13 protein-coding genes are annotated in these 17282 nt (G+C 56.5%); all 13 read left to right on the top strand.

Annotated features, from left to right (window positions below; genetic code table 11):
• The first annotated feature begins 269 nt into the window (after positions 1-269).
• Positions 270-578 (top strand): SDR family NAD(P)-dependent oxidoreductase, encoded by a 309-nt coding sequence (locus tag AOC04_RS24410; RefSeq protein ID WP_418054939.1) that lies wholly within the window; start codon positions 270-272, stop codon positions 576-578.
• Between the two features lie 707 nt (positions 579-1285).
• Positions 1286-2035: a pilus assembly protein gene (locus tag AOC04_RS03910; protein WP_073514968.1), complete on the top strand. Its 750-nt coding sequence runs from the start codon at positions 1286-1288 to the stop codon at positions 2033-2035.
• 56 nt (positions 2036-2091) lie between these two features.
• Positions 2092-2577: a CS1 type fimbrial major subunit gene (locus AOC04_RS03915; protein WP_060691238.1), complete on the top strand. Its 486-nt coding sequence runs from the start codon at positions 2092-2094 to the stop codon at positions 2575-2577.
• 196 nt (positions 2578-2773) lie between these two features.
• Positions 2774-5176, top strand: a complete 2403-nt coding sequence (locus AOC04_RS03920) for a TcfC E-set like domain-containing protein (RefSeq protein ID WP_237178890.1) — start codon at positions 2774-2776, stop codon at positions 5174-5176.
• Positions 5177-5179: 3 nt separating this feature from the next.
• Positions 5180-6427 (top strand): hypothetical protein, encoded by a 1248-nt coding sequence (locus tag AOC04_RS23725; RefSeq protein ID WP_125878539.1) that lies wholly within the window; start codon positions 5180-5182, stop codon positions 6425-6427.
• A 1126-nt stretch (positions 6428-7553) separates the two neighbouring features.
• Entirely contained in the window at positions 7554-8555 is a 1002-nt protein-coding gene (locus AOC04_RS03930; protein WP_060691241.1) for a type VI secretion system protein TssA, read from the top strand.
• Positions 8556-8584: 29 nt separating this feature from the next.
• Positions 8585-9097 carry a type VI secretion system contractile sheath small subunit gene (gene tssB, locus AOC04_RS03935; protein WP_060691242.1) on the top strand — a complete coding sequence of 171 codons (513 nt, stop codon included), beginning with the start codon at positions 8585-8587 and terminating at the stop codon, positions 9095-9097.
• Positions 9098-9107: 10 nt separating this feature from the next.
• Complete coding sequence (tssC, locus tag AOC04_RS03940; RefSeq protein ID WP_060691243.1) at positions 9108-10598, top strand: type VI secretion system contractile sheath large subunit; 1491 nt, start codon at positions 9108-9110, stop codon at positions 10596-10598.
• An 87-nt stretch (positions 10599-10685) separates the two neighbouring features.
• Positions 10686-11162 carry a type VI secretion system tube protein Hcp gene (locus AOC04_RS03945; RefSeq protein ID WP_060691244.1) on the top strand — a complete coding sequence of 159 codons (477 nt, stop codon included), beginning with the start codon at positions 10686-10688 and terminating at the stop codon, positions 11160-11162.
• A 109-nt stretch (positions 11163-11271) separates the two neighbouring features.
• Positions 11272-11760 (top strand): type VI secretion system baseplate subunit TssE, encoded by a 489-nt coding sequence (gene tssE / locus AOC04_RS03950; protein WP_073514969.1) that lies wholly within the window; start codon positions 11272-11274, stop codon positions 11758-11760.
• Positions 11753-13633 carry a type VI secretion system baseplate subunit TssF gene (gene tssF / locus AOC04_RS03955; RefSeq protein WP_060691245.1) on the top strand — a complete coding sequence of 627 codons (1881 nt, stop codon included), beginning with the start codon at positions 11753-11755 and terminating at the stop codon, positions 13631-13633. Before tssE ends, tssF begins: the two co-directional genes overlap by 8 nt.
• Positions 13618-14604 carry a type VI secretion system baseplate subunit TssG gene (tssG, locus tag AOC04_RS03960; RefSeq protein WP_060691246.1) on the top strand — a complete coding sequence of 329 codons (987 nt, stop codon included), beginning with the start codon at positions 13618-13620 and terminating at the stop codon, positions 14602-14604. The genes tssF and tssG overlap by 16 nt, the downstream gene beginning before the upstream one ends.
• Positions 14597-17221 (top strand): type VI secretion system ATPase TssH, encoded by a 2625-nt coding sequence (tssH, locus tag AOC04_RS03965; RefSeq protein WP_060691247.1) that lies wholly within the window; start codon positions 14597-14599, stop codon positions 17219-17221. Before tssG ends, tssH begins: the two co-directional genes overlap by 8 nt.
• Positions 17222-17282 lie beyond the last annotated feature (61 nt).

Consider the following 17282-nt stretch of genomic DNA (forward strand, 5'->3'; position numbering starts at 1 on the left):
GTGCATTGCGGGTTTTGTTCATTCTTGCACCGCGGATTGCGGCTTAACCTGATTCCAGTCGAAGTGTCGCAGGTTAGCGGCGCAAGCTGGAGAAACCCATGAATAATTATAAGAGTCATGACTGGTTGGGCCTGAACTCCGCTGTGTGTGTGGTGACGGGGGCCGCAGGGGGCATCGGTGCAGTTGTCGCACGTGAAATGGTCAATCAGGGCGCCTAGGTTGTATTGCTTGATCTGGATTTGAGCAAATGCACTGAGCTGGCAGCAAATTTGAGTGAGCAAAGCGGGGCGCAAGTCACCGCCCTGGCCTGTGATATCAGTGACCCGCACAGCGTTCGACAGGCTGGCGCGCAGGTTCAGGAGCGCTATGGCCGTTGCGACATTCTGATCAATAACGCCAGCGTCCTGCGCCCGGCGAGCCTCGAAAATATAACCCTGGAACAATGGAATCCCGGCACTTTAAAAGACCTGAGCGTTGTCTGGAAAAACACCAGCGCCCGTCACAGTTGGCGTAATAGCACTACCAGTGACTTTGACGATAATCGCCTGTTCATCAGTTACCCTGTCTCGTTGTTGTGATTGCCCCCCATCTGAAGAGCCTTGAAGGGTGGTGCTAACGTAGTGACCACCCTCCCATTCAGGCCGACATCCCTTCAATCCGGTAATGCCCGAACTCAAGGCTGATTTGTTCGCGCGCCTGTTGATCGATCTGGCGCGCATCCCTCTAACCGGGGCCAGCCTCTGCTCCCGGGGCTGTACTTGCCTGTGAGCGATGTCTTAAAGCCCTGAGCGCTTCTGTGCCCGTTTGCCAATCCTGTCCCCTTTTGTCCTAACGACACGCGTCGCGCAGCCCGGCTGCGCTCCTTGTTACATCCTCCCTGCAACCGCTGGCCCCCCGCGTGTATGCACCTGAACCGCCTGCAAGCCTTGCTGCGCAAGGGGTGACATCGGCTGGCGTACTGTGGCTGGCTGCCCGGCTTCAATGGTTGTGGCCGATTTTTTGTAACTTTTGCGCATTTAGGAGCTTTCCGATTTTCAGGGTGGGGGATGGTCTATAAGATTCGCCCTCGTCAACAGCGCAGTTACAGCAAGACGGACCGCCAGAAGTTGTGATTGCCAAGTATTGAGTGCAGCGTTTCAGGTTTTTTAAATCGTTCTCAAACTAATAAGAAAATAACGACGGCCTGAGTTGCGTCTTCGGCCAAGTGTGCCGTCGTGTACCGATGTTGATTATTTGGGTCCGGGGAATTTTGGGTTCTGGTTGTCCATCTATTAGTGAGAGATAAATGAAAAGCATTGTTATTGCCTTGATGTGTTGTGCAGGTTTTACATGGTCTGCTGCGCATGCGGCGGCCCCCAAGTTAAATGTCGGCTCAATGCATGATTACATTGAATCTGATAAAGGTACTTTGCTCAAACGTGTGCGTAATGCTGGTGATGCCACCGCTTTTGTTCGGGTGGAAATCAGCGAGATTGTTTACGGTGCTGACAATAAACCGACTGAACAAGCGGTTGAGAATACGCGTTTAGGTAACGATAAAGATGGTCTGGTCGCCAGCCCGGCACGCATGATCATTCCGGCCAATAGTCAGCAGGCAACGCGCTTGGTGTATTCCGGAGATCGTACCCGTGAACGTTATTACCGCGTTCGCTACGTGCCGGCAATGCCTGAAAAGAGCGATGATTTTGCGTTGTCTGCTGCGCAGCGCAGCGAATATGAAAAAGAATTAGCGGTCGGTGTAAGTGTCATGGCGGGCTTTGGCACAATTGTTTTTGTGCATCCGACCGGTGCCCGTTACGCCACTGAGTTTAAAGAAGACGCTGGCAGCTTTACCGTTATTAATAACGGCAATAGCACCGTCGTACTTGATGAATTGAAAGAATGTGATACCAAAGGGGCTAATTGCCTGCCACCTAGAAAAGTTCATTTGCTGCCACAGCGCAGTGAAACCTTAAGTAAGGATGGGCAAAAAACCTACCAATTTAGCCTTGTCGAAGGGAGTCAGGAAAAACCGATTCGCCTGGGTTCTAAATAAAAGCAACACCACTTTGTTCCGTGCAGGGACGTTATTTACCTGAGAGAAATGTGAAAATGAAAATTCGTTCGCTGTTTGCAGCTGCCCTTGTTCTTTCTTCTGGTGCCGCTTTCGCTGCTCCGGTTGATATTCAAGTTGATGTTCAGGCCACTATCCCTTCGTCTACCAGTCTTGATGTGTACGATGTGGGTGGCTGGGCTGCGACCCCGCTGACTATGGCATACAACCGAACAACTGAAGCTCTGTCGCCAGTATCGGGCCCGCTGAGCCTCAAGGGTGGTGTCGGTGCTGTTGCCGCTTACCTGAACTTCCCCCCGGTGTTGGTCAGTGGCTCGGACAACATTGCAATGAATGTAACTGTCGGCGGTGTTGCTTTGCCAGTCGGTAACGCGGCACCCGCTGAAGTAGCCACCGCTCCCCAGGCTCTTGCCGGCATCCAGAAAGAGTTCCAGGCGACTGCCGCTGCAGCACCTGCCGGTGGTTATGCCGCAGGTAATTACAACGGCCAGATCCACATGACTTTTGACACTGTAGCGCCTTGATCCCAAAGGCTTGAGTTCATAAGTGAAATAAAGCTCCTGAAGCGGGGCTTAATCCGTACCCCTCCCCGTCTTTAGGAGCTGTTGTGTTATTTAATTCGCATACCTTGAGTGTGGCTGTTTTTTTTGCTGCGCATCTGTTCAGGCATCGACAATAGCGCCTGAAACAGCGCCGGCAAAAAACACGTCTTCACTAAGTTTGCTTGAGCAGACTGAAGGCCTTCCAAAAGATTTTCTAGAACATTTTTTCGACCTGCCTCTGGCAGTTCGTATTGAGCAGGACGGCAAGTTCCTGGGCGATGGTCGGGTGGTCTTGTCGCGTAACAACACCGTTCAATTGCTGGACCTGAGCGAATTTCACGACAGCAAGTTAAGCGCCGTCGACCGCCAGCGCTGGAGCGACTACCTTGAGCAGCCGCGCCCGGTGGGTAATTGCACCAGCAACTGTGACAACGGTCTGGTAGCGATTCATTACAGTCTGCAAAACTCGCTGCTGTCGCTGGTGACCAACACTGCCGAGCTGGACCCTACAGAAGCCCGTTATCACAAGCTGCCCGAGGGTGGCAGTCACGGCCTGATACTGCGCAATCAGTTCAACGTGTCCGGTGGCAGCGGCGCCGATACCAGTGGTCGTTACTCGGTGGATGCCCAGGGCAGTATTGGCAACTGGTCCACGGTCGGCAGCTATCAGGTCGATCGTAGCAGTTACGAAGGCGCCGAAACCCGGCAATCGATCCAGAGCCTGTACGGTCAGCGCGAGCACGACAATAAATTTGTCAAGGCCGGGTTTTTTCTGCCCAATTTTCAAGGGGTAGCGCGCCAGCCCAGCACTCCAGGGTCGGTACCCAATACCATTGTCGGGGTAATGATCGGCTCGTCCGACAGCCTGGCCATCAACAGTTCCAGCCCCAGCATTTACCCGGTCTACGTGACGGCCAATCGCCAGGGCATGGTTGAAATCTATCGTGATGGCAGCCTGATCTATACCCAGCCGGTAGAGCCGGGCCTGCAGCTCATCGATACCCGCCGCCTGCCGGGGGGTATTTACGAGGTGGAGGTGCGTCTGGTTGAGGACGGCAAGGTGACGTCCACCGAGACTGAGCTGATCAATAAGCCCGCGCACTGGAGTAACTCCCAGGAGCGCTGGCGCTACAGTTCGTTCATCGGGCAGCAGCGTAACCTGCTGAACACTTACAGCACCGATCAAGCCGATAATCTGGCAGTCGGCGGGGTGGTCAACTACCTGGCCCACCCTCGTGCCGTATTGGGCGCCATGGTCCAGCAGATTGGCAAAGAGCGAGCGGTGGGCGGTTCGGTCAACTGGCACGCCAGTGATACGTCAAACGTCTATACCAACGTCTTTCACTCCAGCGAACATGGTGTGGGGCTTGATGTGCAGGCGATCCGCAACTATGCCACCGGTAGCGTGATGTTTAACCACAGCCTGAACTGGCAGAACGCCGACAAGTACCTCAAGACCCGGGCCGGTACCCAGCAGAACTCGGCGGTCGCGCTCAATCATCGGCTGGATGACGTCAACAGCCTGACTGCCCGTGCTTCGTACAGCAACGGCGTCACCAGCGGCGTAGGCCTGGACCTATCTTTCAGCCGTCGCTCCAAGGTGCTGGGCAGCGATGCCAACTGGCGGACCTCGGTATTCGACCGGCCGGCAACCAGCAGCAGTGGCAACCAGCGCAATCGCGGGCTCGACGTGACGCTGACCATGGCCTTGGGCAGTGAAGGCCGGCGCTATAGCGTCGGTGCCGGGACCCGGGCCGCCAGCAAAGGCGGGCGTGACCAGTATGTGAATGCCGGTGTTTACCAGGACCTCGAAGGCGGCGTACTCAGTAGTGTCAACGGCAACGTCTCCAGCGACCGTTACGGCGTGGGCCTGAACGGCGGTGCTTCCTTTGAGGGGGATGTGGTACGTGGCGACCTGTTCGCCCAGCGCTCATCCCTCGAAGGTGGCATCACCGGCGGGGTCAACCTGGAAAGTACAGTGGCAATCGGTGGCGGCAAAATGGTCACCGCAGGCAATGGCGTCAACATTGGTGCCCATACCGGGATGATTATCGATGTTGAATCCGACTTGCCGGATCTGGAACTGATGGCGCAGGACACCACGGGCTCCAGCACCACGCTCAAGCCCGGGCGCAACTTTGTACCGGTGACTGCCTACAAGCCAGGCACCCTGCAGCTGGATTTTGCCGGGCGCGATGCGCCGGCGGCGTCCATCCACCCGGCCATGACCAGCTACCACCTGAACAAGGGCGGGGTTGCTTACCGTCAGGTCAAGGTGATGCAGACCCTGACCGTGATGGGCCAGGTGCATGATGCAGACGGCAAGCCATTGCGCGGTGCCGAGGTGCGTAACCATGCCGGGCGCAGCGTCGCCGAAGCGGATGGTTTCTTCACCCTGGAAATGAGTGCCCGCCAGCCGATGCTGGAAGTGACTCACCCAAGCATCAAGGGCTGCACCTTCCATCTGGACGACAAGCGCTACCCGCGTGAAGGCGAGGTGGTGATGGTGGGCAAACTGAAGTGTGACGAATTAAACACGAGCAAACCGTTACTCAGCGCAAGTGTCGAGCAGCAAGGATAAATCATGAATATTAAATTACTTGTTAAGTACAACCCTGCTGGCTTGGTTTTGTTGATGGTGTTGCTGGTAGGGCAGTTGGTTTGGCAGGCGTCGGCACAGGCATTTACCGCCCGCATAACTGCAGAGTTCACTCCCAGCAGAAACAACCCTAACAATCGAACCTTTACTAATACGACACCTCTCGGTGGGGTATGTTCTGGTGCGCACATCGTATGGTGCACTAATAATAATGTGTTTAGCGTCGGCACGGGCTTGGGTGGAGCTGACGGTAGTACTTTAAAAAAAGGTAGTGGTGTCAGTGATCATGGTAGGGGATCAATTTATTTTGACCTCCCTGAGCAGAGGGTGATTACTGTCATTTCGGATACTGGTGAAACAGCAGAACTGTTTCTGCGTATTTCGGGTGTGGCATTTCGGTACGGTGCGTTGGATCCGACCTCTACAACACCAAGCTCTCTATTGGATTTAAGAGGGTGTCGTGAAGTTTATGGTAATGGCAATAGTGTTCGCCCTTTCCGGATTATAATGCGAAATGACAATGGAGCGGGCGGGCGCAGTAGTTGCGCTTATGAGATGTTGGCTAATGAAGAGATGGTAGTTGCTTCATTCGATTTCATCTACGAGATTGAAACGCCGGAACCCCTGAACATGAAAAACGGTATCTATCGGGGTAGTTCAACTTACAGCATGGGGTCATTGGGTAGCGATCTTGATATAGGTGACGAGCTTCTGGCTATTAGAGATACGAGTCTCACTATTGATTTTGAACTTAAGGTAAACCATCTATTTGCCCTCGAGTTCCCGCCAGGCAGCGAGACAGCCATTCTTCAACCTCTGGGCGGCTGGAGTCAGTGGACTGATTATAAAAAGGTACCGGCGACATTACGTAAGGATCAGCACTTCACGGTCAGTGGCTCTACCAACTTTTCGGTCAATCTGAATTGTGAATACTTGATGCCGGATGGACGTTGCGGTATTTCCAATGGAGTCTCTACCGTACCACTGGATGTGGCCATCACCATGCCGGGTTTCCTGGGTCGTGCTGACCTCGGTTTTGCGGAGGCGCTGAATTACCCGCTGACCCAATCATTCACCCATGTGCCAAGGTTCTCCCCCAAGGACGGCGCTACATTTCAGCGACGCTCCTACCTGCGCTTTGAAGTCAATGGCGACCCGATCAAGGAAATGGTCACCCACCCTGGTACCCAGTACAAAGGTCGGGTAACCGTGATATTTGACGCGGATATGTGAAGATATTTTTTCTGGATTAATTTGCCTGCAACGCCCGCGTTGCAGGCTTCGCTGGCAAGCCAGCTCCCACAGCGCTTGCGGTGATGTCCCGGTTTGCACCGCTCCTGTGGGAGCCAGCTTGCTGGCGATAGTGTCGCTGCGGTCATCCGTTCAAAACTCGCTATCTGCATCGCTGGCAAGCCAGCTCCCACAGCGCTGCGCTCATGTCCCGGTTTGCACCGCTTCTGTGGGAGCCAGCTTGCTGGCGATAGTGTCGCTGCGGTCATCCAGTCAAAACTCACCATCAGCATCGCTGGCAAGCCAGCTCCCACAGCGCTGCGCTCATGTCCCGGTTTGCACCGCTCCTGTGGGAGCCAGCTTGCTGGCGATAGTGTCGCTGCGGTCATCCGGTCCAAACTCGCCATCTGCATCTCTGGCAGGCCAGCTCCCACAGCGCTGCGCTCATGTCCCGGTTTGCATCGCTCCTGTGGGTGCCAGCTTGCTGGCGATAGTGTCGCTGCGGTCATCCAGTCCAAACTCGCCATCTGCATCGCTGGCAAGCCAGCTCCCACAATGCTTGCGCTCATATCCTGGTTTGCAGCACTTCTGTGGGAGCCAGCTTGCTGGTGATGGTGTCGCTGCGGTCATCCAGTTAAAACTCGCCATCTGCATCGCTGGCAAGCCAGCTCCCACAACGCTGCGCTCATGTCCCTCACGTCAAGTCAAATTACCCACGGGTGGAATTACTGTTCACTTAAAAGAATGCTATGTCTGCAGTAGGAGCGAACTCTTCGCGGCCATATTTATAATCACGCTCCTACAGCAACCGGGTTCATTTGCGTGACCTGCATAAGGTCAAGGGCACGAGCGTTCTGTGGTTGGGATTGTTCTTGAATGCAGGGCTATCGGTATAGGGTGGAAATAGTATGTCCGGTCTTTATACCGACCCGGAGCATAGGGTGCCTTTATTTAGACGCTCAAACCCTAGTAACGAAGTAAGACATTTCTGAATAGACTGTAAGAAATATCTCGGAAAGTCGGATTTATCCTAAAGCTATTGCGTTATTTTCCTGACATCCTGATCAGGAAATAAGCCAGGTCGGATATATCATGTTCCGAAGTGCTGTTATATAGATCGGAGGCGGTAATGATGGTCGATGAATATATTGCCGTGCTTGCCAGTCAGGGGGCTGGCGAAGATCTGGAATATGACCCCGTATTTATTGCGCTGGTCAATGAGGTGGCCAGTAAAGAGGGCGCTCAGTACGGCGATTATGTATATATCCCGGAACCTGTTGATTGGGCCTCGGTTGAGACTAAATGCAAAAGCCTTTTTGAGCGTACGCTGGATTTTCGCGTGGCAGTTTCTCTGACTCGGGCCTGGCTTGAGCGCGACGGTTTACTGGGCCTGACGAAGGGCTTGAGTGTGCTGGTTTTTCTTGTGCGTGAGCGCTGGGAAGATACCTACCCCAGGTTAAGTCGTGAAGATCAATTCGATTCGCTGGAAAGAATCAATATTCTCGCTGAACTTGCAGTGCCTTCGACGGTGATCGCCAGGCTTCGACAAGAAGTACTGGTTAGTTTGCCCAGTGGCGAGTCTTTGAGTTGTGCCGATTTGGATTTAATTGCAAGTGGCGGGGAATCGGACGGGCGTGAAGAGTGTCTGAAACGGCTGGAAAGTCAGATCGAACCTCAATGTTCGATTGATCTGATGCGAGCGCTGAGTGCACTTAATCGGGTAAAGGGATTGCTGGACAACTTTAATCAATGTCTGGATGAACACACCGGGCTCTGTGAAGTTTCGCCGCTGCACCCGCTCTCTCGGTTAATCCAGCAATGGATACAAGTGGTGGACAGTCGTTTACGCCGTACTGTGCCGGCGGTCTCGTCGGCGCCCGGGCCTGATATGGCCCAGCCTGTTGCCGGCGTCGCATTGCCGGTTGGGGGGTGCCGTTCCAGAGAAGAGGTTATCAGGGCACTTGATGCCATTGCTGCTTATTACACGTGCCATGAGCCCAGTAGCCCCATCCCCATGTTAGTGCAAAGAGTACGACGCCTCGCGGGCATGGATTTTCTGGAAATCATGGCTGAGCTGGCGCCGTCCAGTGTCAGTGACATGCGGGCCTTGGCCGGTATTCAAGAAGATTGACTATTTTTAATCGTGGGTGAGGGTCTGGTATGTCCAGCAATGCAAGTAGTCAAAAATTTATAAACCGTAATCGTGCTCCGCGTGTACAGATTGAATACGACGTTGAGCTATACGGTGCTGAAAAAACCATTGAAATTCCTTTTGTTAATGGTGTGTTTGCCGATTTGTCCGGCTCGAATACCGAAGGCTTGCCCTCGGTGGCCGATCGCAAGTTTCTGGAAATCGACATCGATAACTTTGATGAACGCATGAGTGCAATCGCTCCGGCTTTAAAGTTTAGCGTGAGCAATGAACTGACCGGTGAAGGGCAACTGCCGATCCAGCTGGATATTCAGCGCATGGATGATTTCAGCCCGGGTTCTATCGCCCGCAATATCGAGCCGCTGCGCAAGTTGCTGGAGGCCCGAAATCAACTCTCCAACTTGCTGACCTATATGGACGGCAAAAGTGGTGCCGAGCAACTGGTCGCACAATTGCTCGAAGATCCGGCATTGATGAACTCATTGCTGCAACAGGCTAAACCCGCCGTCCCTGCTGAATAAGGTCACGATCATGACTGCAACTGAACAGCTTCAAAGTCAAGAGAGCCAGACCACTACCCTGGCGGCAGACAGTTTTAGCAGCTTGCTGCAACGCGAATTCAAACCCCGCAGCGAACAGGCCAGTGATGCACTGCACACTGCGGTGCAGACCCTGGCCGAGCAGGCGCTGGGTTCCGTACACCTGATTGCCGATGACACCCTGAGCACCATTGAAGCGCTCATCGCCGCCATCGACAGCAAACTTTCAAGCCAGGTCAATGCGATCCTGCATCATGACGCCTTTCAAAAGCTTGAGTCGTCGTGGCGCGGTCTGCATCACTTGGTGAGCAACACCGAGACCGATGAAAAGCTCAAGATCCGCTTTATCAACATCTCCAAGGCCGAAGTGGCCCGTGAACTGAAGAAGTTCAAAGGCGCTGCCTGGGACCAGAGCCCGCTGTTCAAGAAGATTTATGAGCATGAATACGGGCAGTTTGGCGGTGAGCCCTTCGGTGCATTGATCGCCGACTATTACTTCGATAACAGCCCGCCCGATGTCGAGCTGCTGGCCTCCATGGCCAAGATCGCCGCGGCGGCCCATGCGCCGTTAATCAGTTCTGCTGACCCTGGCGCCCTGTTGATGGACTCCTGGCAAGAGCTGGCCAACCCGCGCGACCTGGGCAAAATCTTCCAGACCCCGGAGCATGCTGCCTGGCGCAACTTCCGTAGCTCCGAAGACTCGCGCTACGTGGGCCTGACCTTGCCGCGCTTCCTCGGTCGCATCCCCTACGGCGCCAAAACCGCACCGGTGGACGACTTCAACTTTGAAGAAGTGACCCAGGGTGATTCGGCTAACTACCTGTGGGTCAATGCCGCCTATGCCATGGGCCTGAATATCAATCAGTCCTTCAAGCAGTTCGGCTGGTGTTCACAGATCCGTGGCATCGAGTCCGGCGGCGCAATCAGTGGCCTGCCGGTGCACACTTACCCAAGTGAAGACGGCGGGGTGGATATGACCTGCCCGACCGAAATCGCCATCAGCGACCGCCGTGAACTTGAACTGGCCAATAACGGTTTTATGCCGCTGGTGCATTGCAAGAACACCTCCATTGCCGCCTTTATCGGCGCGCAGTCCTTGCACAGCCCGCAGCAATACGACGACCCGGATGCCACGGCCAATGCCCGACTGGCCGCACGCCTGCCTTACTTGTTCGCGACTTGCCGTTTTGCCCACTATTTGAAATGCATCGTGCGTGACAAGATCGGCTCGTTCAAGGAACGTGCGGATATAGAAGAGTGGCTCAATAGCTGGATCATGCGGTATGTAGAGCTGAATCCGGCCACTGCGTCGGACGCAGCCAAAGCCCGTAAACCCTTGTCTGCTGCTGAAGTGGTGGTTGAAGAAGATCAAGATAATCCGGGCTTTTACCGGGCTAAGTTTTTCTTGTGCCCACATTATCAGTTGGAAGGCTTGACGGTTTCATTGCGATTGGTAACGAAGTTGCCATCTTTGAAAAACTAGCAGTATTTTTAAAGTTAATAGTTGTTTACGTGGCCGATCGACAGTCTGTCGCGCCACCTCACTGTGTAAAAACTATCGGAGTTTAATATGATTTTGTTGGATTTTAAAACGAAAATTAAAGGCAGCACCACGATAGGTACTGCATACAAAGATCAAATTCTTTTGCAGTCATACGCCTTTAATGTGTCTAAGCATGTTCAAGTACAAGGCAGTGAGCGCCCGTCCAGTCCGGCTTTTATGTCGGAGCTGATGTTTACGAAAACGGCTGATATATCGTCTCCCAATCTTTTTTCAAATGCCATTGAAGGTACGTCACTGGGGGTAGCGACGATCGTTGTATTGCACACAGAAGGCGCAAAGAAAAATATGCCTGCAGTGACCATTAAGCTTGACGACGCCGTCATCAGTTCTTTTTCTTCTCAGTCTGCGGGTGCGGGTCAAGCGGCTGAACACTTCAGCCTGAACTTCACGACGATCAGCTATGAATATCATAAGTTTAACGGTGATAAGGCGGATGGTTCGGTCGTGAAAAAATTCGACCTCAGAACAAAAGTTACTTCATAAACGTCGCTGGCGTTTAGTCGCTTGACGGCAGGGGCCCCGGGCTTGCTCGGGGTTTTCTGTTTTGAAATGGGTATATGTACTTGGGTTGTTGTAGGGTCAAGGTTCAGCCATGAATGATAAAGCCTATACATTGTTGGAACGTTTAAGTATGAGCGTTCGTGCTGAGGTTGCGCCCACTCTATTGGTAAGCAGAGAGTCGTTCTTGTCTCGACTGCGAGCCGACCTCAGTACGTTACTGAACACCAGCGGATTGGCGGGCGGCCTGGAACTTGGCGCAACGCCTTATGTCGCTAATTCAGTAATTAATTACGGCATCGGGAATATCGCTGGGCAGACCCTGTCAGGCCTTGCACCCCAAACCCTGGAAAGACGCATTCGGCATGCCATTTTTACTTACGAACCCAGAATTACTCGCCACAGTTTGCAAGTGTCGTGGATTGCAAATAGCAGTGAGCCAATGGCCGATCTGCAATTTTTGATTCAAGGGCAACTGCGTTCCGGGATGCAGGTTTATCCCTTCAAGTTTTGTTCCTTGTGGAATATCCAAAGCGGCGCGGTCCATATCGACACACCTGACGGCGCGCAACTCCATGGATGAGCGTCTGTTGCGTCTGTATGAGCGCGAACTGGAGTTTCTCCGCGAGGGGGCCGGTGAATTTGCCCGGGTCTACCCCAAGGTCGCCAGTCATATCAATCTGGACTCCCGCCACGATCCCGACCCGAGCGTCGAGCGTTTGCTTGAGGGCCTGGGTTTTCTGACGGCGCGTATTCAGCTGCAAATGGAATCCGAGTTTCCGCAATTCAGCCGAAATTTGCTGGAACGGGTTCAACCCCAATCTTTGGCGCCACTGCCGTCTATGGCGGTGGTGCAGTTAACCCCTGACAAGCATCAGGGCAGCCTGGTCAACGGTTTTTGCCTTGCGGCCGACAGCGCATTGAGTGCGTTCGCCGATGTCGACGGCCAGAGTGCCCGTTGCGAATGGCGAAGCATGCAGCCCGTGACCCTATGGCCATTAGAGGTCGAGTCTGCCGATTACTTGCCCAGTGCCAGCCTGCTGCCGGGAGTGCCTGCCAGGTTCGCCGGCCAGGCGCACTCGGCGGTCCGGCTGCGCTTGAAAACCACCGCAGGCAACTTGTTCAGCCAATTGCCGCTGCAACAGTTATGCCTGTACCTGGGGCGCCCGGGCGCACCGACGCTGGCGCTGCATGAAGCGTTGCTGTCGCGCACCATTGGCCTGATTGCCAGACCTGCGGGCGACGATCACGCCTGGTGTGAGGTGATCGAGCCCGAACACATCAATCAGGCCAATTTTGCGCCGGATGAGGATGCCCAACTCAAGCAACGCTCTGCCGGCGGGGCCAGCGCTTTCGCCTTGTTGCGACGCTTTCTGGCGTTCCCCGAAGGCCAGCGCTTCATTCAATTGTCCGGCCTGGGCCCTGCGGTCCGCCGTTGTACAGAAGAGTCCCTGGAGCTGGTTTTCTTGTTGGCACCCTTGTCAAATCCGCTACCGGCGGATCTTGACCGTTCGTTTTTCAGCTTGTTCTGTGTGCCGGTGCAGAACCTGTTCAAAAAGCGCACCGACCGGATAAACCTACTGCAGCACCGGACCGATATTGATGTGGTCGTCGATCAGGCCAACCCGTTGCATCACGAGATACATCAAGTGCTGGATGTTCAGGGTTACTTTCGTGGCGGTCGCGAGCGCCAGCGCTTCGTCCCGCTGTACTCGCCTGTGGCCCGGCAAGACGATGCCCGGGATACGGGGTTTTTCCAGTGCCAGCGCAGACCCTCGCGGCCCATGGCGGTGGCGGCCAATGGCAAGCAACCCTACGCCGGTTGTGATCTGTCCATTGCTCTGGTGGACCCGAACCACCCGCCGTACCGCCCGGACCTGCATCAATTGGTGGCTGAGGTCATGTGTTCCAATCGGCACCTGGCGCAGCACATCCGTTTTGGCAAAGGCAACACCGACTTTGTGCTCGACGTCAGTGCCCCGGTGGTCGCCATCCGCCGCGTGGCCGGGCCGTCGGCGCCGCTGTCGATGCCGGTTACGGGCGAAGGTCCGTGGAGTGCGATCCAGCATTTGTCGCGCAACTTCCTGCCGTTGGCTGACGAGGACGGCCAGGCTGGAGCCAGGGCCCTGCGCGAGATGCTGGCGCTCTACATCGCCTCTGACGATGCCGTGCTGCAGCGTTTGCTCGAAAGTATCGTCGCGTTGCGCGCCAGCGTGCTGACCCAGCGTTTGCCCGGCCCCGGCCCCGTGGTGTTCGGGCGCGGGCTGCAACTTGAATTGACCCTGGATGACGCCGCCTGCGAAGGCATCGGCGCCTTTGTGCTGGGCGGGGTGCTGGAGGGGTTTTTCGCCCGTTACGCGGCCATCAACTCCTTTACCGGCACCGTGCTGTACACCCGCAGCCGCGGGCTGATTCACCGCTGGCCGGTCAGAGGTGGCCAATGCATGACCCTCTAGATTTCTGGAGCCAACTGCAGACCGGGGCCTGGCGCTTTGATTTTTTCAGTGCCTTGCGCTGCGTCGATGCGCTTGACTCCCGGGCGCCACGCCTGGGTACCAGCGATCACTTGCACCAGGACCCGCTGCGTCTGGGGCAAGCGGTGTCTCTTGGCTTCGAGCCGGGGATGTTGCGCAACCTGCAACTGCGCGAAGGCCAGGCGGCGCAGCTGGCCGTGACGTTCTTTGGCCTGACCGGGGTTAACGGGCCGATGCCCCTGGCGTTCAGTGAGGATGTGCTGTCCCGGCAAATCAATCACAACGATTTCATGCTGGCGGACTTCCTCGACATCTTCCATCACCGCTTGCTGTGCCTGCTGTACCGCAGCTGGGCGGTGACCCGGCCCGTGGTGTCCGCAGACCGTGCGGACCAGGACCGTTTTGGCGACTACGTGCAAGCGTTCGCCCCCCGCAGTGAACGCTATTACGCACCCCGCTATGTCGATCAGCGGCGCAGCGCCGAAGGTCTGCTGGGTGTGCTCAGTGAGCATCTGCAAATGCCGGTGCGGCTGCAGCAATGGTTCGGGCGCTGGAGTGCGCAGGCCAGCGCGCAGCAACCGCAGCTGGGCGGCAGAGGCGCCGCGCAACTGGGCCAGGGTTCATTGTTGGGACGCCGGGTATGGAATGCGCAACACAGCGTGCGCCTGCTTCTGGGACCGTTGCCGATGGCACGGCTGCAGCAGTTTTTGTCCGGCGCGGCGTTGCTTCACAGCTTTAGCCGGTTGGTCGATGACTACCTGGGCGGCTGTTTTGAATGGGATGTGCAATTGCTGCTCGCCGATCCGGCGCAGACAGCCGTGCGGCTGGGGGGCAACCATGCATTGGGCCTGGCTTCATGGTTGCCCGGCACACCGCGTTCGCTTCCACCACGGGCCTGCGTTTTGAGCAGGGCCCGTATCCAGAGACTTCAACAGGAATTGCGCCATGACTGATATCAGCCGAGCCAAGCTATTTGGAAAACTCGACCACCTGGCTTTCCAGGCCATGGAATCCGCCACCAGCCTGTGCCGCCTGCGGGGTAACCCCTACGTTGAGCTGGTGCACTGGTTTCAGCTGGTGCTGCAGGAGCCGGACTCGGACCTGCGCCGGATCAATCAGCGCTTCGAGCTGGATAACGGCAAACTGACGACCGACCTGATCAATGCCCTCGACCGTCTGCCTGCACGCTCTGCCTCGGTAGTGGACTTGTCGGCCCAGCTGGACGAGGCCATGGAGCGCAGCTGGTTGTACGGAGCGTTGCAGCTGGACGCGGTGCGCATTCGCAGCGGCCATGTATTGCTCGGCGTGCTGGGCACCAGCAGCCTGCGCCATACCTTGTTCGCCATGTCCCGGGAGTTCGAAAAGATCAACCGTGAAATGCTCCTCGATCAGTTCAACGACATCGTCCAGCGCTCACCCGAACAACCGGTGGCGCTCGCCGAGGGCGGCAAAAGCACTGTCCCGGATCAGCCCTCCAGTGCTCTGCAGCGTTACACCACTGACCTGACCGGCCAGGCCCGGCGCGGCGAGCTGGACCCGGTCATGGGGCGTAACGATGAAGTGCGCCAGTTGATCGACATCCTTATGCGCCGCCGGCAGAACAACCCGTTGCTGGCAGGCGAGGCGGGGGTGGGCAAGACCGCGGTGGTCGAAGGCTTTGCCCAGCGCATCGTCGCCGGTGATGTACCGGAGGCGTTTCGTCAGGCCCGGGTGCTGGCCCTTGATATTGGTTTGTTGCAAGCCGGGGCCGGGGTCAAGGGCGAGTTTGAACAGCGCCTGCGCCAAGTGGTCGATGAGGTTCAGGCCGCAGCACTGCCGACCCTGCTGTTTATTGATGAGGTTCACACCCTGGTGGGCGCCGGTGGCCAGGCAGGCACCGGCGATGCCGCCAATTTGCTCAAACCGATGCTGGCCCGCGGGCAACTGCGCACCATTGGCGCCACCACCTGGGACGAATACAAAAAGCACATTGAAAAAGACCCGGCCCTGAAACGGCGCTTCCAGGTGCTGCGGGTGGAAGAGCCAAGCCCCGAGGTAGCGGTCAACATGCTGCGCAGCGTGCTGCCCACCTTGCAGGCGCACCATCAGGTGCAGATTCTCGACGAAGCGCTGCATGCGGCCGTGAATCTGTCCCATCGGTACTTGCCCGACCGCCAGCTCCCGGATAAAGCCATCAGCCTGCTCGACACCGCCTGTGCCCGGGTGCGCATCAGTCAACAGGCGGTCCCCGGGGTACTGGCCGACAATCGCGAGCGTCTTGCTTACCTGAGAGCTGAAAAAGCCATGCTGGAAACTGAAGAGGCCATCGGCCTGGCCGACCCGGAGCGGATGCTGAGCCTGGAGCAACAATTGCGCAAAGAGCAGCACGACCTGCTGGGGCTCGAGGCGCGCTGGCAAGTAGAAGCGGCATGGGTTGAGGAAATTCATCAACTGCGTGCCCGTTTGCGCGCCGAAGATGCGGGCTCAACCCCTGAAGATGCCGCATTGCACGCGGCCCTGTTGGAGCGCGCAGACTTGCTGCTGCAACGTTTGCAGGACGCTCACGCCCACACGTCGGCCCTGGTGCTGCCGGATGTCGACGCCCAGGCCGTTGCGGATGTTTTGCAGGGCTGGACCGGGATCCCGGTGGGCACCTTGCAGCGTGACGAACTCGACACCATTCTCAACCTGGCTGCCAGCCTGGAACAACGGATCATCGGCCAGCCCCATGCCATGCAGGCGATTGCCTGCCGGATCCAGACCTCCCGCGCAGGCCTGGACCACCCCGGCAAACCGGTGGGGGTGTTCATGCTGGCCGGCCCCTCGGGGGTCGGCAAGACCGAAACCGCACTGGCCCTGGCCGAGCTGTTGTATGGCGGCGAACAGAACCTGGTCACCCTCAACATGAGCGAGTACCAGGAACCCCACAGCGTGGCCTCGCTCAAGGGCGCGCCCCCCGGCTATGTCGGCTATGGCGAGGGCGGCGTCCTGACCGAAGCGGTCCGCCGCCGACCGCATTGCGTGATTTTGCTGGACGAAATGGAGAAGGCTCATCCGGATGTGCACGAGGTGTTCTTCCAGGTATTCGACAAGGGCTGGATGGAAGACGGCGAAGGGCAGGTCATCGATTTTCGCAACACCCTGATCCTGATGACCACCAACGTTGGCTCCGAGGTGCTGTTCAACCTACGCGGCGGTGAAACGGCCGAGGACCTTGAACAGTTACTGCGCCCGCAATTGCTCAACGTATTCCCGCCGGCACTGCTGGGGCGGCTGGTGGCCATCCCGTACTTCCCCCTGAGCGACCAGATGCTGGGCAGCATTGTGGAAATGCAACTGCAGCGCGTGGTGCAACGGGTCCAGGGCCGCTACCAGGTGCCGTTGCACTACGACGCGGCACTGGTGGCGCATATCGTCGGCCAGTGCACCGACCGGCAGAGTGGCGGGCGCATGGTCGACTCCATCCTCACCCGCGAGTTGTTGCCGCAGTTGAGCCGGGTGTTTCTGCAATGGACCAAGGATCAGAAAGCTCCTGAGAGTCTGAGACTGGAGGTGGTGGAGAACGGGGTGCGTCTGGAGGTTGAATTTTAGTGGGTTGCGTAATGTCTCGCGGTTGTTCCTTAATTCATAAAGTTTGTTTGTAATGTTGTAA

The organism is Pseudomonas versuta, from assembly GCF_001294575.1.
Classification (GTDB): Bacteria; Pseudomonadota; Gammaproteobacteria; order Pseudomonadales; family Pseudomonadaceae; genus Aquipseudomonas; species Aquipseudomonas versuta.